The following is a 24731-nucleotide window of genomic DNA, read 5'->3' as shown; positions in this document are numbered from 1 at the left end:
TTTGTATGATACTCCTGAAAATCAGGAACGCAAAGGTCCTGTGCATTTTCCTTGTCACACAAGTATAGACTCTTCTATGATGGAATACAGGAGAAATGGCTTGAAATTCCTCATCATCCTTGCTTTCAAGAATCTTACTCGATACAAGCGACGTACGCTCATCACCTGTTCGGCCATAGCCTTCGGCTTGATGCTCTTCTTGCTCTTTGATTCTTTGATCATCGGAATGCAGAAGGAGTCGGAGCGGAATTTGCGGGACTATGAGACCGGGTATCTGCGTCTGTATGCGAACGATTACTATGCACAACGTCTTTCCAGGCCGTTGGATATCGCAATCGAACAGCCGGATGTGTTGGTCCAAACCCTGGCGGATGCCGGGTACCGGGCATCCAAGCGGGTTGTCTTTCTTGCCGACATGATACTTTCCAGTTCTGATTTCGGTGAGGACGGGAATATGAACGTCGAAGTGACTGCGGTGGATTTCCCCCAGGACTTCAAGGTTTTCAGCTTCAAGAATACGCTGATGGAAGGCAGGTTTCCGTCACCCAATGCCAATGAGGTGGTCATCGGATCATGGTTTGCCCAGGATATCGGGGCGAAGGTAGGGTATACCATCTCCCTGGTGACCCGGGGCAACGGGGGCTTCTATCAGGTCATGGACCTGCAGATCGTCGGGATTCTCAACTGCCCGAATCCAAATGTCAACCGATCACTGCTGATGATGGACTACCGTACTGCAGATTATTATCTGGCACTTGACGGCTCTGCCACCGAGATTGATGTCGCCCTCTCCTCATTGGCCGACTTGGAGCATGCGGCAAAACAAATCCAACTTCTGGCTCCCGATTGCACGCTCATGACCTGGAAGGAGCTTGCTTCCGATTATTTTGCATTCGCTGCAGCTGATGAAGGTTCTGCCGATCTGATGCTGGTCATCGTATTCATCATTACGGTTGTAGGGATCTCGAACACCATGCTCATGGCAGTCCAGGAACGTTTTCGGGAGCTGGGCATGATGCGCGCGCTGGGGATGCGTGATGGTTCCTTGTATCTGGCATTTCTCCTTGAGGCGGGAGGAATCGGATTGATCGGATCTGTTGCGGGAATGCTCCTTGCCTCGTTCTTCAACGTCTTTTTGGTGACCTATGGCTTGGATTTCTCGTTCCTCATGCGCAGTATGGATATGGGATATCGGGTTTCCGGCATCATGAAGGGTGTCTGGTCTTTCAAATCATACCTTCTGACTCTGTTGACCGGTATGTTCCTGCCGATGCTCATCGCCTATTTCCCGACCCGTCGGGCATTGCGCCTGAATATTCCGGACTGCCTGCATCATCAATAAGAGGGAAATGGCAGGGAAAGGGGAAAAAGAAAACGGGCTGGTTCTGCAACCAGCCCGGAACAATGACGTTACAAACTCAATAGGTACCGTACAACGGACCGAAGGTGGAGCAAGCTCTGAAGTCTGCACCTTCCTTGTCCATGCCGAGCATCGACCAGGCACTGGGACGGAAGATCTGCTCCTCGGGTACGTTGTGCATGCACACAGGGATGCGCAGCATCGAACAGAGGGTGATCAGATCGGCACCGAAGTGTCCATAACTGAGTGCGCCATGATTGGCACCCCAGTTCGCCATCACCGAGTACACATCCTTGAACGGGCCTTCCTTGCCATCGGTGCGGGGAACAAACCAAGTGGTCGGCCAGGTTTGGTCTGTGCGTTTGTTGATGATATCGAATACCTTCTCAGGAACCTCACAGGTCCATCCTTCTGCCAGCTGAAGCACAGGACCGACGCCTTTTACCAGATTGATGCGAACCATGGTCAGCGGCATGCCCCCTTCACTGAGGAAGGTCGAGCTGAACCCGCCGCCGCGGAAATATCCGCAGTTTGCGACACTGAAACGGGTGTTCTCCAACGTCTTCTTGACATCTTCATCCGTGATGTCCCAGTAGTGTTTCATCTCGCTTTCACCCTTGGCGTTCTTCATTTGGCCTGCGGCATCGAGCGTGGTCGCTCCACTGTTGATCAAATGGATGAATCCTCCCTCGGCGAGTCCTTCTGGCTTCCAGCCGGTCACCCGTTCCACCGATTCCGGACTCCAATAGGTGCGCACGTCACTGAAGATTGCTGCACGATTGGTGAGCAGTTTGCAGAAGAGCATGCTGATCCCGTTCAAATGGTCGTTCTCGGTGGCCATGATGTACGGTTCACGGATGCCATTCCAGTCGAAGCTGGTGGTGAGCATGGTTTCCATGAAGTCACCATTGGGCCAGTGGTCGGTCCATTGGCGCTGGCCTTGGAATCCTGAGAGCAATGCATTGTGTCCCAGCGACTCTTCGCGGAATCCTGCTTCCTCCAGCTTCGGGTTTCCCACCATCAGATCGCGGCCGATCATGACCATCTTGGTGCAGTACTCCCAGTCCTTTTTCAGCTGTTCCTCGCTTCTTCGATACTCTGGGGCATTGGCGACATCCTCTGCCTGGATGCAGTTTTTCCGTACCCATGCAATGGCTTTTTCATACTCTTGCTTGTCGTAGATTTCCTCGGCGATGCGTCGTTCGATTTCGCACATGTCCACGACCTCGGTCCGCATGCCCAGGTAATCCTGCAACAGATCCTGGTCGACCAAGGATCCAGCGATTCCCATCGCCATTCCACCGATGGAGAGGTAGCTCTTGCCCCGCATGGTGGCTACCGCCAATGCAGCGCGGGCAAAGCGAAGGATCTTCTCTGCAACATCGGATGGGATGGTGGTGTCGCTGTTGTCCTGGACATCACGCCCATAGATGCCGAATGCAGGAAGCCCTTTCTGGGTGTGGGCGGCGAGTACTGCCGCCAGATATACCGCGCCAGGGCGTTCGGTTCCGTTGAAACCCCAGACTGCTTTGACGGTCATGGGGTCCATATCGAAGGTTTCGGTCCCATAACACCAGCAGGGGGTTACGGTGAGGGTTACGGCGACTCCTTCCCTGGAGAACTTCTCAGCACAGTCTGCACTCTCCCGGACTCCTCCGATGGTGCTGTCTGCGATGACACATTCCACAGCTTCCCCGGTTCCGTGAAACACATGGTCACTGATCAACTTGGCGGCTGCTTTCGCCATGTTCATGGTCTGGTCTTCCAAAGACTCCCTGACTCCTCGCTGTCTTCCGTCGATGACCGGTCTGATCCCGATCTTCGGCAGACTGGAAGCATACCGCTTCTCAGGCCCGACGTTTTTCATTTCAGAACTATTTGCCATATCGTCCCCCTTGGTATATGATAGCAAATGTAATCGTTTACATCATGTGCAGTATCGCACACGATCAGCGTAAATGCAATCCATTTTACCAAGGAGCCGGCAATGCTGAAAACCATTCCTGCGATTTTGAGTCCTGAGTTGTTGAAGATTCTCATGGAGATGGGCCATGGGGATGAACTGGTCATCGGTGATGGCAACTTTCCCGCTGCATCCTTGCATGAGCGGGTGGTGCGTCTCGATGGTCATGGGGTTGAGGAGATTCTGGCTGCCATTCTCCAACTTTTCCCCTTGGATACCTATGCCCCCAACACATTCCTGATGGAAAAGGTTCCCGGTGATGGAGTGGAGACTCCGATCTGGGCTTCATACGAGCAGATTGCAAAACAGGGAGATCCCGGTTTCAAGGGATTTACCATGGTTGAACGCTATGCATTCTATGAAAAGAGCCGAAAAGCGTATGCCATCGTCGCCACCGGGGAAAAGGCGTTGTATGCAAATATCATCCTCAAGAAAGGGGTGGTGAAGTAATCACTCCTTGGGAGTGGTCCACAGCTGCTTGTACTGTCTTGGGCTCATCTGCATATGGCTTCTGAATTGGCGGGCGAAATAGTTGGCGTCGGAAAATCCGGTTTTTTCGCTGATCCGCTCAATGCTCAGGCTTGTCGTCAAAAGGAGTGTCGAGGCGTAGGCGATGCGCCGGTGGATGTGAAAATCCACCGGCGACCAACCGGTTGACAGCTTGAATTGACGGTTCAGCGTGCTTGAGCTCATATTGGAATACTGTACCAATTCCTCAAGTGAGAGGCTGCGGTCAAGATTCTGCTCCATATAGGATATGATGTGCTCAAGACGCTGGTCATGTTGAAAGGCACCGCTCTTGCGGGAGCTGTGAAAGCGGCTGATGAGGATCAGCAACTGCAACAGCTTTGCATAGGCCAAGGTGCCGGCTCCATTGTTGTAGTCCTGATGCTGGGATTCCTTCTTGATGGCGCCCACCAGTGCGATGATTTCGGATAGCTGATGGCAGTTGAGCCGGACCAAGGGAATTTCCCCGTTGGGTTGGAGGAATACATCCTGGAACCCTGCGACATCGCTGAGATCGGTAAGATTACGGTACAGCGCCTGCTCACCGATCAGTACGTTGTACAAGACCAGGTTCTCGATATCGGCATATCCATGATACGTTCCCGGTTTTATGAAAAAGACCATGCCTTCCTGCAGGTGGCGGTTTCCTTTGGAAAGCAGGTGGGTTCCCGTCCCCGATACTACGACTACCAATTCATAGAAATCATGGCTATGCAAAGAAAAAGGTATCTCCGGGTCCCGGAGCAGGACCTTGAGGGGGAGTCTGTTTTCCTGAAAGAACATGGCAGAGGGCAGGGTGAATCTTGACATGATAAAATCGTGCTAGAAATTGATTATTCTGTCAAGGTAAATATTGAAAAAGATGACACACTTATAGATATAAAGCGGTAGTGTATGTATAGGAGGCCCCCTCATGACACAGTATGAACTCGCCAAACAAATATATGCGCAGTATGGGATCGACACCGAGGCGGTGCTCGACCAGCTTGCGAACGTTCCGATATCCATCCATTGCTGGCAAGGTGATGATGTGGGTGGGTTCGAACGGCCGGACGCCCAATTGGCCGGCGGCGGAATCCAGGCCGTAGGCAATTATCCGGGCAAGGCGAAATCCATCGCCCAATTGCGCCAGGACTTGGAGAAAGTATTAACCTTGGTTCCCGGTAAGCATCGATTGAATCTGCATGCAAGTTATGGAGAATTCGGTGATGCCTTTGTTGATCGTGACCAAATCGAGGAATCACATTACCAAGGATGGATCGACTGGGGCAGGAAAGTAGGGCTGGCCTTGGATTTCAACGGGACATTCTTCAGTCACCCGCTGGCGGACGACGGCTACACCTTGGCAAGCAAGGATGAGCGGATCCGCAGATTCTGGATCGAACATGCCAAGCGTTGCCGCAGGATTGCATCGTATATCGGGGAACAGCAGGGCAGTCCCTGCATTCTGGATACCTGGATCCCCGACGGTGCAAAAAACCTTACCGTGGACAAGTTCGGTTATCGCGCGATCCTCAAGGAAAGCCTTGATGAGATTTTTGAAACCGAATATCCTGCCGACTTCATGCGCGACGCTCTGGAAACCAAGCTTTTTGGCATCGGAAGTGAGTCCTTCGTCGTCGGTTCCCATGAGTTCTATATGAATTACGCCGCCCGTAACAACAAGATGCTTTGCATCGATATGGGACATTTCCATACCGAAGAGGATATTTCAGACAAACTCTCGGCTATTCTCCTCTTTGATGATGAGCTGTTGCTGCATGTGAGTCGACCGATGCACTGGGACAGTGATCATGTGGTTCTGTTCAACGACAAGATCCGGATGGTCGCCGAGGAACTGGTTCGCAGCGGCAAGTTGGATTCAGTGCATATCGGTCTGGATTTCTTTGATGCGTCGATCAACCGCATCGGAGCATGGGTTACCGGGGTACGTTCGATGCGAAAGGCGTTGTTGTTTGCATTGCTCGAACCCATCGAGACATTGATCGAGTACGAGGAGTCGGGCAACGGGTATGCGACCATGGCTTTGCTTGAACAACAGAGCCTGTTGCCGTTCGGCTTCGTGTGGGATGAATTCTGCAATCGTCACCATGTGCCGATGGAGCATGATTTGATCGACTTGATCAGCGAGTATGAAGAGACGGTATTGAAGGAGCGATCATGAGCCTGGACGCTTTGTTGGAACATTCCCGGCGTTATGGGAAGGATCCCGCTTTCGTTTTGCTGGGAGGTGGCAACACCTCCTTCAAGGATGGGAGGGTGATGTATGTGAAAGCCAGCGGGCATGCCCTTGGGACGATCAAGGAAGATGGGTTTGTCCGCATGGATCTCGACAAACTGCATGAAATCTGGCAGAAGCAATACAGTGATGACGACGAGATCAGGGAGGAAGAGGTACTCAAGGATATGATGGCCTGCCGGCTTGCCGGCGAATCGGCTCGTCCTTCGGTGGAAGCTCTGTTGCATGCCCTGCTCCCCTTCACCTATGTCATACATCTTCACCCGGCAATCGTAAATGGTCTTACCTGCGCACAGAATGGTGAGCAGATGGTCCATACCTTGTTCAGTGATGCACTCTGGGTCGAATTGGTGAAACCTGGTTTTATCCTTGCCAATATTGTGCGTACCCGCTTGAACGCGCATCAAAGGGAAACCGGCAAGGTGTATTCTCTGATTTTCCTGCAGAACCATGGGATTTTTGTGGGTGGTGAGACGCTTGAAGAGATCCAAGCCACCTATGAGTCCTTGATGCGGACCATCGAGGCAAGGCTGGTGCGCAAACCCGATTTCTCCGAAGTTCCTGTTGATGAAACTTCAGTTTCCCCGATCAAGACGGTTTTGCAGTCGATGTGCAATGAAGATGTGCTTTTTTCCCAGACCAAGGAATATGAGCGATATTTGGTTGACGAACAGCATTTTGCAAAAATAGCCTCCTCGTTCACTCCCGACCATATCGTGTACGCCGGATTCAAGCCTCTGTGGGTGGAAGAGACGCGCGATGTGGCAAATGCTTTCAGGGAATATGAACGGCAGAACGGGGTGAAGCCGAAGATCGTGTGTGTCCAGAACCTCGGGGTGTTTTCCCTTGGTTCGAAGCCGCTGTCCTTGTTTCGTGACACGGTGGCGATCAGTACGTATGCAGAAAGTTTCGGAGGCCCCCGATTCATGGATGACGCGATGATCTCCTTCATCAGGACTTGGGAAGTGGAGAAGTATCGCTCGCAGGTTGCCGCGACCTAGGGTTTCGGAGTATTCTCGCCGCATGGATTTCATTCGGATCAATGAACGATGCAATCGGGCCATGCCGTTGCTTACTCCCTTGGGTGTTGTTCTGGGGCTTTTGATAGGTTCAAGGCTTGCCGCATTCAAGGGTACCAGCACCCTTATATTCGCACTCATTACATTCATCGGTGCGTTGGGGATGAGTTTCGCCCAGTTCGTCGAGGTGCTCAAGCGGGCGCGTTCGCTCCTGTTGGTCCTGTTTGTTGCGCATATTGTGCTGCCGGTGGTAATCAAGATGCTCGCCCTGTTGGTGTTTCCCCATGATCCCGAGATTGTCACCGGATTCATTCTGCTCTCCTCCATCCCGATTGCGGTCACTTCCTTTATCTGGAGTTCCATTTTCTCGGGCAACGGCCCGCTCTCTCTTTCCCTTATCCTGATTGATACGTTGCTTTCCCCGATATTGACTCCGTTCACTGTACGATTGCTTTCCGCAGCCTCTGTCAATCTGGATACGCGGGGGATGATCGCTTCCTTGGTTTGGATGATCGTGCTTCCTTCCTTGTTGGGAATGGCTTTCAACCAATATAAACCCCGCCTTGCAAAACAGGCCACCGTGTACCTGAATCCAGTGACCAAGTTGTTCATGATCGCAGTGGTGGTCATCAATGTTGGCTCGCTTACCGATTCCCTGTCGCTCTCCTTGGTCTACATCCCCTTGATCCTGGTCAATCTGATGGCGATGGCGCTCAGTTTCGCCCTCATCTACGTGTTTGCACGGTTTGTGCTCAAAGAAGACTTTGCTTCCATTGTTTCGATGACCTTTGCCGGCGGTATGCGCAACATCAGTGCAGCATTGGTGCTTGCCACCACCTTTTTTTCTGCGAATACCGCGCTTCCGGTGGTCTTGGGCATTTTGTTCCAACAAACGTTCGTAGGATTTCTGGGTCCGTTGTTTTTCCCACGCAAGCGTCGTTGATGGAGTTTTGGATTTTCTTTTTCTATCGGAATCCTTTCGTTTTCCTGCAAAATGCGCTCTGAATCGCTGTCATGACAAAATCGTGCTAAAAAATGATTATTCAGTCATTGCAGAATTGGAAAAAGCTGTCACACTTATAGCTAAGGAATGTGCGGTACGACCTTCTGGTTGTACCAACGGAGGTATGTCACATTCGCTTTTCGTGCTGTTTGATCCTGGCATGCCCAGGTACAAATAGATTCCGCATCGTCGGAAGGATGTTTCAAAAGGAGTGTTTGCTATGAAGAAAGCGTTGTTGTTTGTACTCATCGCTGGCTTGGTGTTCTCAAGTGCATTCGCACAGGGAACCAAGGAGCAGGCCACTGCAAAGGCAGAGAAGGAGATTGTCATTCTCGTAAAGAGCATGGGAAATGGATTCTTTGATGCCGTGTACAAGGGCAGTCAGGAAGCCGCCGGTGAACTCGGTGGTATCAAGACCACCTATATGGGCCCCCCGCAGGCTACCGCTGAGGGACAGATTGAGATCATCGAATCCTTGATCGCCCAGAGAGTCGATGGAATCGCCATCAGCGCCAATGACGCCGATGCCCTGATTCCTGTCACCAAGAAGGCCATGGCCGCCGGCATCAAGGTAATCAGCTTTGACTCCGGTATCAACGTAGGCGGACGCATCGTCGACCTGCTGCCCAGCAATGCCGAATTGATCGGCCGCCAGCAGATCCAACTCGCCGCTGAATTGACCAATTACACCGGTGACGTTGCCGTTCTGTCCGCTTCCGCTCAGGCCACCAACCAGAACCTCTGGATCAGCTGGATGAAGGAAGAGATCAAGGACGCCAAATATGCCAAGATGAAGTTGGTTGAAGTCGTTTATGGCGATGATGCCCCGGACAAGAGCTATCGTGAGGCTGTTTCCCTGATGCAGAAGTATCCCAACCTGAAGGCGATCATTTGCCCGACGACCGTTGGTCTGCTTGCCACCGCCCAGGCGGTGAAAGATGCCGGAAAGACCGGCGTTGTGGAAGTAACCGGTCTTGGTCTTCCTTCCGAGATGAAGGGCTACATCCTCGACGGTACCTGCCGCCAGATGGCTCTGTGGAACCCGATCGACCTCGGATACACCTCCACCTACATTCTCAATGCCTTGATCGACGGCACCTCCAAGGGCACTGTCGGGGAAGTCATTCCCGCCGGCCGCATGAAGTCTGTTAAAGTTGAGAAAGACGGTCTGATCTATATGAGCACCCCGTATGTCTTCAACAAGGACAACATCGAGCAGTTTGCCGCCATTTTCTAAAATCCCATGTACATCGGGCTCCCGTCTTCATGGCGGGAGCCTTCGGTTTTGACACCTAAGGAGGAACAATGCAACAGGCATTGTTGGAAGTACACAACCTAACCAAGATATTTCCCGGCATCCGTGCCTTGGATGATGTACACCTGTCCTTGCGTAGCGGGGAAGTGCATGCATTGATCGGGGAGAATGGGGCAGGGAAATCCACACTGGTGAAGATCTTGACCGGCGTTTACATCCCTACCAGCGGTACGTTGACGTTTGAAGGGAAGGAACTTTCCTTCAAGAACGCCATCGATGCCCAACAGGCCGGTATCGTGGCGATCCATCAGGAAGCTTCGATGTTTCCCGAACTCAGTGTCACCGAGAATATTTTCATGGGGCACCATCTTCGCAGTCCAAAGACGCACACCTTGGATTGGAAGACGATGACCGAACAGACACGTGCATTGCTCAAGCGTATGCAGCTGGACATCGATCCCGACACGTTGGTCAAGAACCTGAGTGTTGCGAAACGGCACATGGTTGAGATTACGAAGGCCCTGTCCCTGGATGCCAAACTGGTCATCATGGATGAACCGACCAGTGCCTTGACCAATCGTGAGGTCGAGGACCTCTTCCGTATTGTCCGCACGCTTAAGGAACAAGGAAAGGCCATCTTGTTCATTTCCCATAAGTTTGATGAGATTTTTACCATTTGTGACTATTACACGGTATTCCGTGATGGACAATACATCGGGGAGGGCTTGGTTGGGGAAAGTAATGAAGACCAGATCATCCAAATGATGATCGGCCGTTCGATCAGCCAACTCTATCCCGAACACCAAAGCAAATCCGGCAAGCAGATTCTCAAAGTAGAGAATCTCTGCCAATTGGGCGCTTTCAAGAACATTTCCTTCACCCTCCATGAAGGAGAGATCCTCGGATTGTTCGGCTTGGTGGGCGCCGGTCGCAGCGAAGTCGTCCGTACCCTATTCGGCATCGATAAGGCTAGCTCGGGTACCATGTATCTGGAAGACAAGCCGTTCAGTCCCAAGAGTGCGGAAGACAGTATGCACCGCGGCATCGCATTGGTTCCTGAGGACCGCCAGAAGCAGGGTTTGGTTCTCAAGCTGAGTCTTACGCACAACATATCCCTTCCCATGCTTAAGTTTCTTTCTTGGAAAGGGATGGTTACCAGAAGAAAGCAGGAAAAGACCTACGTGGAGAACCATGGAAACCAGATGGAGATCAAAGCGGCCGGATATTATGTGGATGCAGAAACGCTTTCAGGGGGGAACCAACAGAAAGTTGTTCTGGCAAAATGGATCGGAACCAATCCCAAGATTCTGATTCTGGATGAACCGACCAAAGGCATTGATGTTGCAACAAAGGCCGCCGTACACCAATTCGTCTGCGAAATGGCTGAGAAAGGTGTCGCAGTCATCCTTATATCCAGTGAACTGCCCGAGATTCTGGGAATGAGTGATCGTATTCTGGTCATGCATGAAGGCTACCAGACCGCTATTCTCGATGCAAAGCAGGCAAGTGCCGAAACGGTCATGCGTTCTGCCATTGCGACGATTCCGATGGAGGCTCGTCATGCTTGATATTTCCGTTTCCTCATTTGCCAAGAAAGCGATGCAACGCAGGGAAGCAACCTTGGTGTTGCTTTTGGTGGTGTTGTTGGTCCCGATTTCCATCCGATCGCCGAATTTTCTTTCCGTCAAAAACATTTCGACCATACTCAATGACATGGCTATTCTGGCCATAGTGGCGATCGGAGAGTTCTACGTCATTCTTTCCAACGGCATCGACTTGTCCGTTGGTTCGATCATCGCCTTCACCGGTATGGCCTGCGGCATGGTCAATGAATCCTATCCCCAGGTACCGCCAGCCATGTTGCTGTTGATCGGACTGGGCATCGGCTTCTTGATGGGGCTGCTCAACGGCGTTTTGGTAGCCTATGGCAAGATTCCACCGATCATCACGACCCTGGGTACCGTGAATATCTATCGGGGATTCACCTTTTTGCTGAGCAAGGGAACCTGGGTTACCGCCCATGAGATGACCAGCTCCTATATTGCTTTCCCCCGCAGTTCCTTCCTGGGGATATCCTACCTGCTTTGGATCGCCTTCATCGTGATTGCCGTCTTCTATTATTTCAGTCGGTTCACGCGAACCGGACGGGAAGTCTATGCCATCGGAGGAAATCCCACCGCGGCAAAATTCGTCGGGGTTAGTGAGAACCGTATCAGGGTGGTGGTCTTCTTGATCAGCGGTACTTTGTGCGGCCTCTCCGGAGCACTCTGGACCGCCCGCTATGCTTCGGCCGTCAACGAGATGGCCACGGGGTTTGAGATGCAGGCCGTCGCCGCCTGCGTTCTCGGCGGTGTGAATTTTGCCGGAGGCTCAGGTGGTATCATCGGAGTGGTGTTGGGAACCCTTTTTCTGGGTGTAATCACCAATGCACTGCCGGTCATCTATCTCTCGGTATTCTGGCAGACCTTTGTCGAGGGTTTGATCATCCTGGTCGCCTTGGCGTTGAACACTTTGTCCGACCAGCGGAAGAATACCAGACTACTTGCACAGAGGAGAGGCTAGGCTATGGCTGAGAAAAGCGAATTGGTGGCCAAGAGCCGCCTCATCAATGAAATGTCGATCAAGCACCGTCTGGTGGAGTTCTTTACCAAATGGGAAGTGCTGTTGGTCATCATCATCACCTTGGTCTTCGTCTTCTTCACCTTCAGAACCCCGTATTTCCTCGATTGGTTCAATTTGATGAATGCAACCTTCCAATTCTCGGAAAAAGCAATCATGGCGCTTCCGATGATCTTCATCATCATGTGCGGAGATATCGATATCTCCATAGCTTCCATCATCGCCCTGTGTGCCTACGTCGTGGGTACCGCAGCAGAAGGGGGTGCTTCGATTCCCACCTTGATTCTACTTTCCCTGTTGGTCGGAACGGCTGCCGGATTGTTCAATGGATTGATGATCACCACCCTGAATATGCCGGCCATCGCCGTAACCTTGGCTACACAGTCGATCTTTCGCGGTATCTCCATCGGACTGCTGGGTGATCAGGCACGTACATCCTTTCCCAAGGATTTTGGGTTCTTCGGACAGAATTTCATCTCTGGAACGATCATTCCCTTTGAGTTCGTCTTATATCTGGTCCTGATGTTGGTATTTTCCTTCATTCTGCACAAAACCACCTATGGAAGGCATTTGTACGCAATCGGAAACAGTCCGGAGGCGGCCCGCTTCTCCGGGGTTAATGTGAAGTTCGTGCGTGTGCTGAATTTTACCTTGACCGGTATGTTCTGCGGTTTGACCGCAATCCTGCTAGCCAGCCGAATCCTTTCGGTCCGATCCAACATCGCCACCGGTTGGGATCTGGAGATCATCACCCTCGTGGTGCTCGGCGGAGTGGCCATTACCGGAGGCCGAGGTACAGTGTTCGGGGTGTTCATCGGTTCCCTGTTGGTCGGGTACCTGAAATTCGGTATGGGTCTGCTCAAGTTCAGCGGCACCTTGATGACCATTGTCATCGGCTCGCTTTTGATCATCGCCGTATTGCTGCCACGTCTGCTTGACCTGTACAAGGCGAATCGAAAGCTCAAGCTCCAGGCACAACGATAGGGAGGGTCTCATGCGACAGGCGTTTGTCATGCAATTGAAGAAAGGGTATGAAGCGGAGTATCAGAAGCGACATGCCGCCATCTGGCCGGAATTGAAAGCCTTGCTTAAGGAAAGCGGGGTTTCGGACTATTCGATTTTCCTCGAACGGGAAACCGGCAAGCTCTTTGCCGTACAGCAGGTAACGGGATCTTCCGGCAGTCAGGACCTGGGAGACAATCCAATCGTTCAGCGATGGTGGGCTTATATGGCGGACATCATGGAAACGCATGCCGACCTTTCTCCGATCTCGCTTCCACTGGAGGAAGTCTTTCACATGGATTGAGCGCTTTCCTTTCATTTTCCCTTGATATGATCGGAAAAGTATTATACAATCGAAAGCGTTACGAAAGTGAATTGAAAGTAGGAGCGATTCGGATGTTAGGCCTTTCCCCTCGGGAGGAGAAAATCCTCCAATTGCTGCGTAGCGGTGAAGAGTACCCGGTAACCCGGCTCAGCAACGAGCTGGGTGTTTCTGCGGTTACCATCCGAGGTGATCTGCGGGATTTGGATGCCAAGGGCTTGGTGGTACGTTCCCATGGCAGGGTGGTGGTGGCTTCATCTCCCCAGGCGGCCTTTCGTGACGGTTCCAATACCGCCCAGAAGGAGTTGATTGCAAAAAGCGCAGCTGCCTTGGTCAAGGACAACGATTGCATCATGATCACCAATGGTTCCACCTGTTCTTTGATCCCCCGCCATCTCTTCGGCAAACGGAACGTCAAGGTGGTGACCAACTCAACCCTCATCTTACCGTATGCACGAGCCAACGCCCAATTGAACATCACCCTCGTAGGGGGTGAGTATCGTCCGCAAGCGGAAGCTCTTGTGGGGCCTGCCGCCATCAGCCAGATTGAGAATTATCATGTTTCGACTGCATTCTTTGGAACCGACGGGTTCACGTTGGAACATGGCTTGACCACCTCATTGGTGGAGAATGCACAGGTGGTCCAACGCATGTGCGGCCAAGCCACCCGGAGAGTACTTTGCGTCGATTCCTCCAAGGTGGGGAATCGGGGTTTTGTCCGGATTATGCCGGTTACCGAGATAGATACCATTGTCACCGACAGTGGATTTCCTGATGACCTGATCGCCCAGCTCGAGGAGCTCGGTGTCGAGGTCATCATTGCACAGTAGAGGAGTATACAGATGGCACAACAGGTTGTGATGCCCAAGCAGGGAAACTCGGTGGAGTCCTGCATCATCGTGGAATGGAAGGTCAAGGTTGGGGATGCGGTGAGCAGCGGAGACGTATTATGCTCGGCAGAAACGGACAAGTCCACCATTGATGTTGAATCAACCGCAGACGGTGTGCTGCTTGCCCGCCTGTTCGAGGAAGGGGATGACGTTCCGGTCATGGTTCCCATCGCCGTCGTCGGGGAAAAGGGTGAACAGGTGGAACTCGAGCAACCCGTTGAGGTGCAACCAGAACCGCAGCAAGTCGCCGATACAGTTGTTGCACCGCAACCGGTGGTCGCCGTACACGTACCAGATGCTCACGGTGCCAGCCCCCGAGCCAAGCATTTGTCCGAGAAGTTGGGCGTCCCGCTTTCCCAGGTTTCACCAAGCGGTCCGAAAGGTCGAATCATCGAACGTGACGTCCGTGCCCTGGAAGGGCAACCGCTGTCTCCGCTTGCCAAGGAGCAGGCTTTGGCCCAAGGCCTTGTTGTTCCCAAGAGCGGCAGCGGCATCGGTGGGCGTGTGCTTGCTTCCGATCTGAAGCAGGTGAAGGCCCCGGTTGTACAAAGTGCACCGATGGGTGCGGAAGAAACAAATGATATTCCTGTCAAGGGAATCCGCAAGGTCACCGCAAGACGGATGATGGAGTCGATGCACTCGACCTGTCAGCTTACCCTGCATGCCTATGCAGACGCTCGTGCCCTGAAACGCCTTCGAGCGGGATTCAAGGCCTCCAAACCAGAATTGGGGTTGGCTGGCATTACGATCAATGATCTGGTGCTGTTCGCCGTTTCCCGGACCTTGGTACAGTTTCCTGTTTTCAATGCACACTTCCTCGGGGATGTGATCCGAAGATTCGGTCATGTGCATCTTGGGGTGGCAACCGATACCGCAAAGGGGCTTTTGGTCCCGGTGGTGCGCAACAGCGATCTGCTCAGCCTGCGTCAACTGTCTGAACAGACCAAGGCGATGATTGCAAAGTGCAAGGATGGGACGGTCCAACCGGATGAGTTGAGCGGTTCCACCTTCACCGTCAGCAACGTCGGCTCGTTTGGCATCGAGGCATTCACCCCGGTGCTCAATGTTCCTGAGGTTGCCATTCTCGGAGTCGGAGCGATCACCCTCAAGCCGGTTGCCGATGGTGAGGACGAGGTATCGTTCATTGAGCATATCGGTCTTTCCTTGACGATGGACCATCAGGCGGTCGATGGGGCTGATGCAGCCCGTTTCCTCCGTGCTTTGATGGACAACATTGCTTCGATCGATCTGTTGCTTGCTTTGTAAGGAGAAGGGATTCATGGAGAGCTTTGATCTGATTGTAATCGGCAGCGGCCCTGGCGGGTATGTTGCCGCCGAACGGGCGGGAGCGCTGGGAAAGACGGTCCTGCTGATAGAAAAGGAACAGTATGGGGGGGTGTGCACCAATCACGGTTGTATTCCCACCAAAAGCCTGCTCAACAGTGCAAAACTGTACGTGCACGCCAAGGAAGCAGCGCAATTCGGTGTACAAACCGAATCGGTATCCTTCAATCTGGCCGATGCCATGGCTTGGAAGGAAGAGACCATCAAGACCCTGCGCAGCGGTATCGAATTCCTGATGAAGTCCAATAAGGTGCAGACGCTTTTCGGGGAAGCCCTGGTGCTTGATGCGCATCATGTCCAGGTGGGGGAGACGGTGTATGAAACTTCGTACCTCATCCTTGCCACCGGTTCCTCATCGGTTGTTCCCCCGATCCCCGGATCCCGGCTTGATCACGTACTCACCAGTGATGGGATTCTCGAACTCAAGGAGATTCCCGCTTCCTTGGTGATCATCGGCGGCGGGGTCATCGGCATCGAGTTCGCTTCATTCTTCTCCATGATCGGGACCAAGGTCACCGTGATCGAGATGATGAGCGAGATCCTTCCGATGATGGATGCTGAATTTGCCAAACTCATGCGTCGCGAGTTGAAAGCGGTTGATTTCCATCTTGGATGCAAGGTTGAGGAAATCACTGCTGAGGCGGTGCTCTATACCGATGCCAAGGGACAGAAACAATCGGTTCAGGCATCGCTGGTATTGATGAGCGTCGGACGCAGGCCCAATACCCAGGGGCTGGAGAAGCTCGGTCTGGATATCGAGAGAAGGGGTGTGGTGGTCAATGACCGCATGCAGACCAACCTGGCCACCGTCTATGCGATTGGGGACGTGAACGGGAGATCCTTGCTTGCCCATAGTGCCAGCCGGATGGCCGAGGTTGCGGTTTCCAACATCTTCGGTTCGAAAGCGATGCATATGCGCTATCATGCCATTCCTTGGGCGGTCTACGGCAATCCCGAAGCCGCCGGATGCGGTCTGACCGAGACCGAAGCCGGAAAACTTGGCATCCCGGTCCGTAGCCAGACGGTGCAGATGCGCTCCAACGGCCGGTTCTTGGCCGAGCACGGCAAGAAAGGCGCGGGATTGGTGAAGGTCATCTGCCATGCCGAAACTTCGGTAATTCTCGGCATCCATTTGCTCGGGCCCTACAGCAGTGAAATGATTTGGGGGGCGGCAGCGTTGATAGAAGCTGAATTGAGAGTTCAGGATGTGAAGGAAATTGTATTCCCTCATCCGAGTGTGTCCGAGTTGATCAAGGACGCATGTTTCGCACTCGACCATACCTTGTAAGGAGATAGCATAAATGTCTAAGTCAATAGCCTTTGATCCGGCAACGTTGCGGGAGCAGCAGATGCTCAAGACCCCCTCGATTCCGGTGAACCAATATCAGAGCGATTTCAAGAAAGAATTGAAGCGTTACGGAAAGGATCGGTTGGTCCGTGTCTACTATGACATGCTTTTGATCCGCAAGTTCGAGACCATGCTCGACACCATCAAGAAGGAAGGCGTCTACAAAGGGGTGACCTACAACCACAAGGGACCGGCGCATCTTTCGGCTGGACAGGAAAGTGCAGCAGTAGGACAGGCGATGGTTCTGGGTCCTGAAGATCAGATCTTCGGATCCCACCGCAGTCATGGTGAGATTCTGGCAAAAAGCATGAGCGCCATCTACAAGATGGAGGACGCCGAGCTGCTTTCCGTCATGGAACAATTCATGGATGGACAGACCTACCAAGTGGTCAAGGAGCATTTCCCGGGCAAGAATGTCCGTGATTTGGCGGAAAATTTCGTCCTTTATGGTGCCTTGGCAGAAATCTATGCAAAAAAGACAGGTTTCTCTGCAGGACTCGGTGGTTCGATGCATACCTTCTTCAAGCCGTTCGGCAGCATGCCCAACAACGCGATAGTCGGAGGTTCCTGCACAATTGCCGTAGGAGCTGCATTGTACAAGAAGATCAATCGGAAGAAGGGGATCGTCATCGCCAATATCGGTGATGGTGCCCTGGCCCGCGGCCCTGTCTACGAGGGCCTGGTTCTTTCTTCCATGGACCAATACAAAACGCTTTGGGATGACAACCCCGGATATCCGCCGTTCATGCTCAATTGCTTCGATAATCTCTACGCCATGGGCGGCCAGCCGATCGGAGAGACGATGGGATACCAAGTGGCGGCCAGGGTTGGGGCAGGCATCAATGAGTATTCGATGCATACCGAACGTGTCGACGGCTTCAACCCGCTTGCGGTCGCTGATGCAACTGAACGCAAGAAGGAGTTGTTGCTCAAGGGTGAGGGCCCTGCATTCCTCGATACCTTGACCTACCGGTACAGCGGACATAGTCCCAGTGATGCCATGACCTATCGTACCAAGGAGGAGATGGAGGCGTTCCGCAACCAAGATCCGATTGTGGCATATGGCAACTATCTGATAGAAAACAAATTGGTTGATCAAGCAGAGTTGGATGGCTATGATGCCGCTCTTGAGGAGAAAATGCTCAGGACGTTGCAGATCACCGTTGATCCGAAACTCAGCCCGATGGTCGACGAAGCTTTCGTTGAGTCGGTCATGTTTTCCAATGACAGCGTCGAAAAGCTCGGTGATGCACAGCCCGCTTTGCTGCAGAAGCTGGAAGACAATCCTCGTGTGCAGCAAATCGCAAAACGCAGTCGTTATGCCTATGATGAAAACGGAAAGGAATTGCCGTCGGCTCGGCAATACCAATACCGTGATGCCGTGTTTGAAGCAATGGTCCATCGCTTCACGATTGACCCGACCATGATCGCATACGGCGAGGATCATCGTGATTGGGGTGGGGCGTTTGCCTGTTACCGAGGTCTGACCGAGTTGCTTCCTCCTTCCCGCTTTTTCAATTCCCCGATTGCTGAGTCTGCGATCGTCGGTTCGGGAGTCGGGTATGCCATGGCCGGAGGCCGTGCGGTTGTGGAGCTGATGTATTGTGATTTCCTGGGTTGTGCCGGCGATGAAGTGTTCAACCAGATGCCCAAATGGCAGGCAATGAGCGCCGGTGTGCTGAAGATGCCGCTGGTTCTCCGTGTCTCGGTAGGCAACAAGTATGGTGCCCAGCATTCCCAGGAATGGACCAGCATGGTTGCGTCGGTACCGGGCTTGAAGGCCATGTACCCGGCGACTCCCTACGATGTGAAGGGTATGCTCAACTATGCACTGCGGGGAACCGATCCGGTCGTATTCTTCGAGAGTCAGAAGCTTTACGGCATCGGGGAGATGTTCGTCAAGGAAGGAGTGCCGGAAGGCTATTATGAGATTGCAGAGGGAGAACCGGTGATCCGCAGGGAAGGCAAGGATGTCACATTGATCGCCTTGGGGCCTTCTCTCTATACCGCGATCAAGGCCGCCGACAAGCTCTCCGACCTGGGGCTTTCTGCAGAGGTCATCGATTTGAGGTGGATCAATCCGCTCAAATATGAGCTGCTCATTGAATCGGTGAAGAAGACCGGTCGTTGCGTCTTTGTAACTGACAGCGCCGAGCGCGGCAGTTACCTTCACACGGTAGCATCCAACCTCAACCGCCTTGCCTTCGACTATCTGGATGCGCCTCCGGTGGTTGTCGGGTCGAAGAACTGGATCACCCCGCCTGCTGAAATGGAAGAGTATTATTTTGCACAGGCGTCCAGTGTCCTGGATGCAATCCATGAGCAGATCCTTCCCTTGAACGGTTATACCGTACAGCATAACTTCACCGACGGTGAGTTCTTCCGAACCAGCCGTAGGGGTGTATGAGACGAGAAGGGAGCGCGCATGGATACCCAGAAACTGGAACAACAGCTCAATGACGGGAATCTTGCTGTCCGCCTGATGGCGAGCAGCAAGCTTGGGGCCTTGATCAAGGAAGGACAGTTGGTTAGAACCGCCTCCGAGGAGGTGAACAACCATGTGCACACCACCTATTCCTTCAGTCCGTATGAACCCTCTGCGGCAGCGTATGCCGCATGGAAAGCCGGGTTGGGAATTGTGGGGAGCATCGACCATGACAGCATCGGGGCGGCCGAGGAAATGCTCATTGCAAGCCGGAACATCGGCCTTGCGAGTACGGTCGGATTCGAGCTGCGGGTCAGTTTTCTCGATACTCCGCTTGCCGATCGGAAACTCAACAATCCTGACAGCAAGGGTATCGTTTACATGTGCGTCCACGGGGTGCCCAAGCACCAGATTTCTGCAGTAACGGAATTCCTCAGGCCCGTGCAATTGGTGCGCAATGAGCGCAACAAGGCACAGGTCGAGGCGTTGCAGGCACTGGTGGGACGATATGGGTTCGATCTTGATTTCGAACGTGATGTTCTTCCCCTGTCCCGGTTTGCACAGGGTGGTTCGGTGACCGAACGGCATATCCTGTACGCCATGGCCAATCAATGCATCGATATGTTCGGAAAGGGTGAGAAGCTGGTTGGATTCCTCCAGAAATCGCTGGGTCTTTCACTTCCGAACAAGGTGCAATCCTGGTTGCTCGATGAGCACAACCCCCACTACGCCTATGACCTGCTGGGGGTGTTCAAAAGCACGTTCCTTCCCCGGTTCTTCATTCAGCCGGGTAGGGACGAGTGCCTGGATGTACGCAAGGTGGTCGATTTCTCCAACAGCATCGGAGCCATTGCCGCCTATGCCTACCTAGGCGATGTAGCAGAGAGCGTGACCGGTGACAAGAAGGCTGAGCAGTTCGAGGACAGCTTCCTTCCTGAGTTGATGGATCTGTTGGTGGATATAAAGTTTCCTGCGATCACCTACATGCCACCACGCAATACGAAGGAGCAGATGCTCAGATTGCAGGCCCTGGCCAAGGAGCGTGGTCTGATGGAGATCAGCGGAGTCGACATCAACAGCAGCCGGCAGAGCATGAACTGCCCGCAGTTGCTCGATCCAACTGCTCGTCATCTGATCGACTCGGCATGGGCGTTGGTTGCCCATGAGAAACTTTCATCCGAACAACCGGAACTCGGTCTGTTCCATCCGCTGAATCCGCTTGCCGGCAAATCGCTTGACCAGCGTCTTGCCTTCTATGCCTCCTTGGGGAGACGCATGGACAGTCGGAATCCGTATGCTATCATTGAAACATTCAACAAGGAGTTGTCATGACGACGTTTACTGATCGTTTGATGTTTGAAATACCTGCAATCCTGCGGGGGCTGACCTTCGATGGACAGAAAGGGTTGTTTGTGCACAAAGTCGAAGGCCGGAAGGTCGATCTGAACCTTTCCGGAGTCCAATGCGGTGATTCGATCGAGCAGGCGGCGGGTAAATGGAAGCAGATTCTGGATGCATACCTTGTTGATCGTCAGCTCTATCCTTCGGTCATCGGCATCGAAGGTACGTCACTGCAGTTCGGCCTTGGAACCAACTATGATGAAGCCTGCCGCGCTGAAGGGGTGAGCAAACTGCCTTCCCTTCCTCCTTCCCGGGACCGCAACGATGTGGTGCGGGATAAGATCGCTTTGGTGACCGGTGGAGCCCAGGGCTTCGGGGAAGGAATGGTACGCTCTTTGGTTGAGCATGGCGCATTCGTCTTCATTGCCGACATGAATCAGGAAGGTGCGAAGAAGCTTGCCGATGAACTGAATTGGGAAGCTTGCATAACCGTCGCGCTGCCCTTGGCGGTGAATGTGACCGACGAGACTTCCGTTTCCGCCATGATCGATGCGGTTGCTGTACAGACCGGTGGCCTTGACCTGTTGGTATCCAATGCGGGTGTGCTTCGTGCTGGATCGGTCAAATCGATGCCGCTGAAGGATTTCCAATTCGTCACCAATGTCGATTACACCGGATTCTTCATCTGCACCAAGTTCACCGCAAACCTCCTTGCCCTGCAGAATGCTCCATCCGGTGCATACTTTACCGACATCATCGCCATTTCCAGCAAGTCAGGTTTGCAGGGGTCAAACAAGAATGGTGCCTATGCCGGTGCAAAATTCGGGACCATCGGCCTTACTCAGAGCTTTGCGATGGAGTTGGTCGAGGATAATATCAAAGTGAATGCCGTCTGTCCGGGCAACTTCCTTGATGGTCCGCTTTGGTCGGACCCCGAGAAAGGATTGTTCGTCCAGTATCTGGAGGCTGGGAAGGTCCCCGGGGCGAAGACGGTTGCGGATGTGCGACGGTTCTATGAATCGAAGGTCCCCATGAATCGCGGTTGTCGAACCGAGGATGTCATGAAGGCGATCCTCTACATAGTCGAACAGATCTACGAGACAGGCCAGGCGGTCCCGGTGACCGGCGGCCAGGTCATGCTGAATTAGGAGAAAGACATGAAAACACGTGCTATCCGCCTGTATGGCGTCAATGATCTCCGTCTTGAGGAGTTTGAGCTTCCCCCGATCGCAGATGACGAGATTCTTGCAAAGGTCATCACCAACAGCATCTGCATGAGCGACCATAAGGCTGCCGAGCAGGGTGCGAATCATAAGAGGATTCCCAAGGATGTGGACAAGAACCCCATCATTCTGGGACATGAGTTCTGCGGGGAAATCGTTGAGGTGGGGAAGAAATGGCAGGATTCCTTCAAGGTGGGTTCCCGTTTCTCCATCCAACCCGCCCTGAACTACCAAGGTACGCTCGATGCCCCGGGATATTCCTTCCGGTACATTGGAGGCGACTCGACCTATGTGGTCATCCCTCATCAGGTGATGGAGCTCAACTGCCTGCTCCCCTATGACGGGGATGCCTTCTTCCTCGGCAGTCTGGCCGAACCGGTCTCCTGCGTGGTGGGAACCTTCCATGCAATGTACCACACCACCAATGGGTCGTATGTCCATCAAATGGGCATCGTGGAAGGCGGAACCATGGCGATTTTGGCTGGAGTGGGGCCGATGGGGCTGTCCTCCATCGATTATGCGATCCACAATCCGCAACGCAAACCCGGCAGGTTGGTCGTCACCGACATTGACGATGCCCGGCTCAAGCGGGCCGAACAACTGTACAGCGTGGAGGATGCCAAGGCCAATGGAGTAGAGTTGATCTACTTGAATACCAAGCTTGTGGACGATGCCGTCGCCAAACTCATGGAGCTTTCCGAAGGCCATGGCTATGATGATATATTGGTCATGGCCCCGGTGAAACCGCTCGTCGAGCAAGCGGATGCCATTTTGGCAAAAGACGGATGCCTGAACTTCTTCGCCGGACCGAACAAGACCGATTTCTCGGCCATGCTCAATTTCTACAATGTCCATTATGCATCCACCCACATTGTTGGAACCAGCGGCGGCAACACCGACGACATGCGCGAGTCGTTGTCCCTCATGGAGAAGGGATTGATCAACCCGGCGGCGATGGTCACCCACATCGGCGGGCTTCCCGCCGTTCCCCAGGCGGTAATCAATCTTCCCAATATCCCGGGTGGGAAGAAAATGATGTACACCCATTTGGATTTCCCATTGACAGCGCTTTCCGACCTGCCGGAATTGGGGAAGACCAACGCGGTGTTCGCCGAGCTTGCCAAACTGGTTGAGAAGCACAACGGACTATGGTCGGCCGAGGCCGAGGCATATCTTTTGGCCAACTGCAAACAGCGCGTCAAGGAGTAAGGATGAACAAGCATATTGCCATCGACTTGGGAGCTTCCAATGGTCGGGTTCTGGTTGGGGACCTGACTGAATTCGAGGTTGTCCATCGCTTTGTCACCCATAATGACCAGATTCTGGGAAGTTTCTATTGGAACCTGCAGAGTCTGTTCAGTGAAATAAAGGTGGGGCTGAAGAAAGCTTTCTCCCAATACGGAGATCAGATTCGTTCGATCGGAATCGACACCTGGGGTGTCGACTATGTGCTCACCGATGAGACAGGGAGCCTGGTCTCCTTGTGCTATCATTATCGGGATGGCAGAACCGATGGACTGATCAGTGTTGTCTCGGAGAAGCTCGGTGGCAAAATGCGCATCTATGAACGGACAGGGATTGCCTTCCAGCCGTTCAATACGCTCTATCAACTCGCTGCCATGCAACGTGATCGGGGCGCTGCATTGGCGAGCGCCCGTCACTATCTCTCCGTCCCCGATCTGCTGGCCTATTGGCTGACCGGTGTGATGAAGAACGAACGGAGCCATGCTTCCACCACCCAACTTTATGATCCGAGGACAGGTGATTGGGCGTGGGATCTGATTGACGACATGCAATTCGACCGTAGATTGTTCGGTCCCATCGTCGACAGTGGCACGATCCTCGGGTCTTTGACCGGTGAAGTTGCCCACGAAGTGGGTGCCGATGGTTCGGCTCTGGTCATCGCCAGTGCCGCACATGATACCGCCAGTGCAGTGGCTGCGGTTCCTGCAAGCAGGGACGAGACACCGTTGTACATTTCAAGCGGGACGTGGTCGTTGCTGGGGGTGGAATTGCCGGCTCCTCGTACCGACCGGTCGGCTATGGAGAGCGGGTTCACCAATGAGGTGGCCGCCAGTTCCCAGATCCGATTTCTGAAGAACATCATGGGCATGTGGATCCAGCAGGAATGCGTCCGTCATTGGGAACGGGAGGAGAACCGGGAGATCAGTTGGAAGGATCTTGATGCAGAAACCCTGTTATGCCAAACGTACCAAGGATACATTGACCCTTCGGATGTTCGTTTTCTCAAACCCAACAGCTATGACAACCTGATGGTCGACCGAATCAATGTCTGGTGCGATGAGCATGCGTTGAAGCGTCCTTCCTCCAAGGGCGAATACATGGTTGCCATCTATCGGGGATTGGCAAAAGCATATGCCAAGGCGATCAAGGATCTTGAAGGGGTGCTCAATCTGCACTTCACCTCGCTGTACATCATCGGCGGCGGGTGTAAGAATGAGATCCTCGACCAGTGGACCGCCCAGGAGACCGGTTTGACCGTCTATGCCGGACCGGTGGAAGCCACCGCTTTGGGGAACTTGGTCGTCCAAGCTTGGGCCTGCAAGGAACTAAAGGATTTGCAGGAAGGACGGGATCTGATCAGATCCCGACAGAAGGTGAAAGTCTTCCAACCGTAACAGGTCCATCTTTCAGAAAGAGCCAACCCACACCCATGGGTTGGCTCAATTTTTCAAGCAAATTGTAAAGGTTTACAGTCAACCAAAGGTATAGAAATAGTAAAATATACATACCATAGGTATAGAATAATAAAAAACTTGTAAACGTTTACATTTTTTCGTTGACAAATGGAAAATCCGATGGGAAGATACACTAGCAGTACGATAGGTGACAGAAGCTTTCTTGGTTTTC

At 53.0% G+C, this 24731-nt stretch carries 20 protein-coding genes; 18 read left to right on the top strand and 2 right to left on the bottom strand.

Features of this window, described 5'->3' with window-relative positions:
* Positions 1-100 precede the first annotated feature (100 nt).
* Positions 101-1342, top strand: a complete 1242-nt coding sequence (locus AB7C91_RS07600) for an ABC transporter permease (RefSeq protein WP_332448121.1) — start codon at positions 101-103, stop codon at positions 1340-1342.
* A 76-nt stretch (positions 1343-1418) separates the two neighbouring features.
* Here the strand turns inward: AB7C91_RS07600 and AB7C91_RS07595 are convergent, their stop codons facing one another.
* Positions 1419-3245, bottom strand: a complete 1827-nt coding sequence (locus AB7C91_RS07595; protein ID WP_428590310.1) for an L-fucose isomerase — start codon at positions 3243-3245, stop codon at positions 1419-1421.
* Positions 3246-3347: 102 nt separating this feature from the next.
* Between AB7C91_RS07595 and fucU the strand changes: the two genes are divergently transcribed.
* Positions 3348-3773: an L-fucose mutarotase gene (gene fucU, locus AB7C91_RS07590; protein WP_332448123.1), complete on the top strand. Its 426-nt coding sequence runs from the start codon at positions 3348-3350 to the stop codon at positions 3771-3773.
* On the opposite strand, the gene AB7C91_RS07585 is transcribed toward fucU, so the two are convergent.
* Positions 3774-4640 (bottom strand): helix-turn-helix domain-containing protein, encoded by an 867-nt coding sequence (locus AB7C91_RS07585; protein ID WP_332448124.1) that lies wholly within the window; start codon positions 4638-4640, stop codon positions 3774-3776.
* A gap of 103 nt (positions 4641-4743) precedes the next feature.
* On the opposite strand from AB7C91_RS07585, the gene AB7C91_RS07580 reads away from it, so the two are divergent.
* From AB7C91_RS07580 to AB7C91_RS07505, 16 genes are all read left to right on the top strand, one after another.
* Positions 4744-5994 carry an L-rhamnose isomerase gene (locus tag AB7C91_RS07580; RefSeq protein ID WP_332448125.1) on the top strand — a complete coding sequence of 417 codons (1251 nt, stop codon included), beginning with the start codon at positions 4744-4746 and terminating at the stop codon, positions 5992-5994.
* A complete protein-coding gene (locus AB7C91_RS07575; protein WP_428590305.1) occupies positions 5991-7070 on the top strand; it encodes a class II aldolase/adducin family protein in 1080 nt (359 codons plus the stop codon). Before AB7C91_RS07580 ends, AB7C91_RS07575 begins: the two co-directional genes overlap by 4 nt.
* Positions 7071-7092: 22 nt before the next feature.
* Positions 7093-8031, top strand: coding sequence for a bile acid:sodium symporter family protein (locus AB7C91_RS07570; protein WP_332448127.1), 939 nt, complete (start codon positions 7093-7095; stop codon positions 8029-8031).
* A gap of 280 nt (positions 8032-8311) precedes the next feature.
* Positions 8312-9328 carry a rhamnose ABC transporter substrate-binding protein gene (gene rhaS, locus AB7C91_RS07565; RefSeq protein ID WP_332448128.1) on the top strand — a complete coding sequence of 339 codons (1017 nt, stop codon included), beginning with the start codon at positions 8312-8314 and terminating at the stop codon, positions 9326-9328.
* A 68-nt stretch (positions 9329-9396) separates the two neighbouring features.
* A complete protein-coding gene (locus tag AB7C91_RS07560) occupies positions 9397-10914 on the top strand; it encodes a sugar ABC transporter ATP-binding protein (protein WP_332448129.1) in 1518 nt (505 codons plus the stop codon).
* Positions 10907-11908, top strand: coding sequence for an ABC transporter permease (locus AB7C91_RS07555; protein WP_332448130.1), 1002 nt, complete (start codon positions 10907-10909; stop codon positions 11906-11908). The genes AB7C91_RS07560 and AB7C91_RS07555 overlap by 8 nt, the downstream gene beginning before the upstream one ends.
* A 3-nt stretch (positions 11909-11911) precedes the next feature.
* Positions 11912-12949 carry an ABC transporter permease gene (locus AB7C91_RS07550; protein ID WP_332448131.1) on the top strand — a complete coding sequence of 346 codons (1038 nt, stop codon included), beginning with the start codon at positions 11912-11914 and terminating at the stop codon, positions 12947-12949.
* A gap of 10 nt (positions 12950-12959) precedes the next feature.
* A complete protein-coding gene (rhaM, locus tag AB7C91_RS07545) occupies positions 12960-13271 on the top strand; it encodes an L-rhamnose mutarotase (protein WP_428590298.1) in 312 nt (103 codons plus the stop codon).
* 26 nt (positions 13272-13297) lie between these two features.
* Positions 13298-14119: a DeoR/GlpR family DNA-binding transcription regulator gene (locus AB7C91_RS07540; RefSeq protein ID WP_428590295.1), complete on the top strand. Its 822-nt coding sequence runs from the start codon at positions 13298-13300 to the stop codon at positions 14117-14119.
* A 12-nt stretch (positions 14120-14131) separates the two neighbouring features.
* Complete coding sequence (locus AB7C91_RS07535; protein WP_428590292.1) at positions 14132-15445, top strand: dihydrolipoamide acetyltransferase family protein; 1314 nt, start codon at positions 14132-14134, stop codon at positions 15443-15445.
* Between the two features lie 13 nt (positions 15446-15458).
* Positions 15459-16811: a dihydrolipoyl dehydrogenase gene (gene lpdA / locus AB7C91_RS07530; RefSeq protein WP_332448135.1), complete on the top strand. Its 1353-nt coding sequence runs from the start codon at positions 15459-15461 to the stop codon at positions 16809-16811.
* A 13-nt stretch (positions 16812-16824) separates the two neighbouring features.
* A complete protein-coding gene (locus tag AB7C91_RS07525) occupies positions 16825-19278 on the top strand; it encodes an alpha-ketoacid dehydrogenase subunit alpha/beta (protein ID WP_428590288.1) in 2454 nt (817 codons plus the stop codon).
* Positions 19279-19296: 18 nt separating this feature from the next.
* Positions 19297-20628: a PHP domain-containing protein gene (locus AB7C91_RS07520; RefSeq protein WP_332448137.1), complete on the top strand. Its 1332-nt coding sequence runs from the start codon at positions 19297-19299 to the stop codon at positions 20626-20628.
* The gene (locus AB7C91_RS07515; RefSeq protein WP_428590285.1) at positions 20625-21785 is read left to right on the top strand and encodes an SDR family NAD(P)-dependent oxidoreductase; all 1161 of its coding nucleotides are present in this window, start codon (positions 20625-20627) and stop codon (positions 21783-21785) included. The genes AB7C91_RS07520 and AB7C91_RS07515 overlap by 4 nt, the downstream gene beginning before the upstream one ends.
* Positions 21786-21794: 9 nt before the next feature.
* Complete coding sequence (locus tag AB7C91_RS07510; protein ID WP_332448139.1) at positions 21795-23069, top strand: zinc-binding dehydrogenase; 1275 nt, start codon at positions 21795-21797, stop codon at positions 23067-23069.
* 2 nt (positions 23070-23071) lie between these two features.
* Positions 23072-24499: a rhamnulokinase family protein gene (locus AB7C91_RS07505; protein ID WP_332448140.1), complete on the top strand. Its 1428-nt coding sequence runs from the start codon at positions 23072-23074 to the stop codon at positions 24497-24499.
* Positions 24500-24731 lie beyond the last annotated feature (232 nt).

This window comes from Sphaerochaeta sp., assembly GCF_050256055.1.
Classification (GTDB): Bacteria; Spirochaetota; Spirochaetia; order Sphaerochaetales; family Sphaerochaetaceae; genus Sphaerochaeta.
The sequence above is the reverse complement of the archived record's forward strand: the minus strand, read 5'-3'. Positions and strand labels throughout refer to the sequence as shown.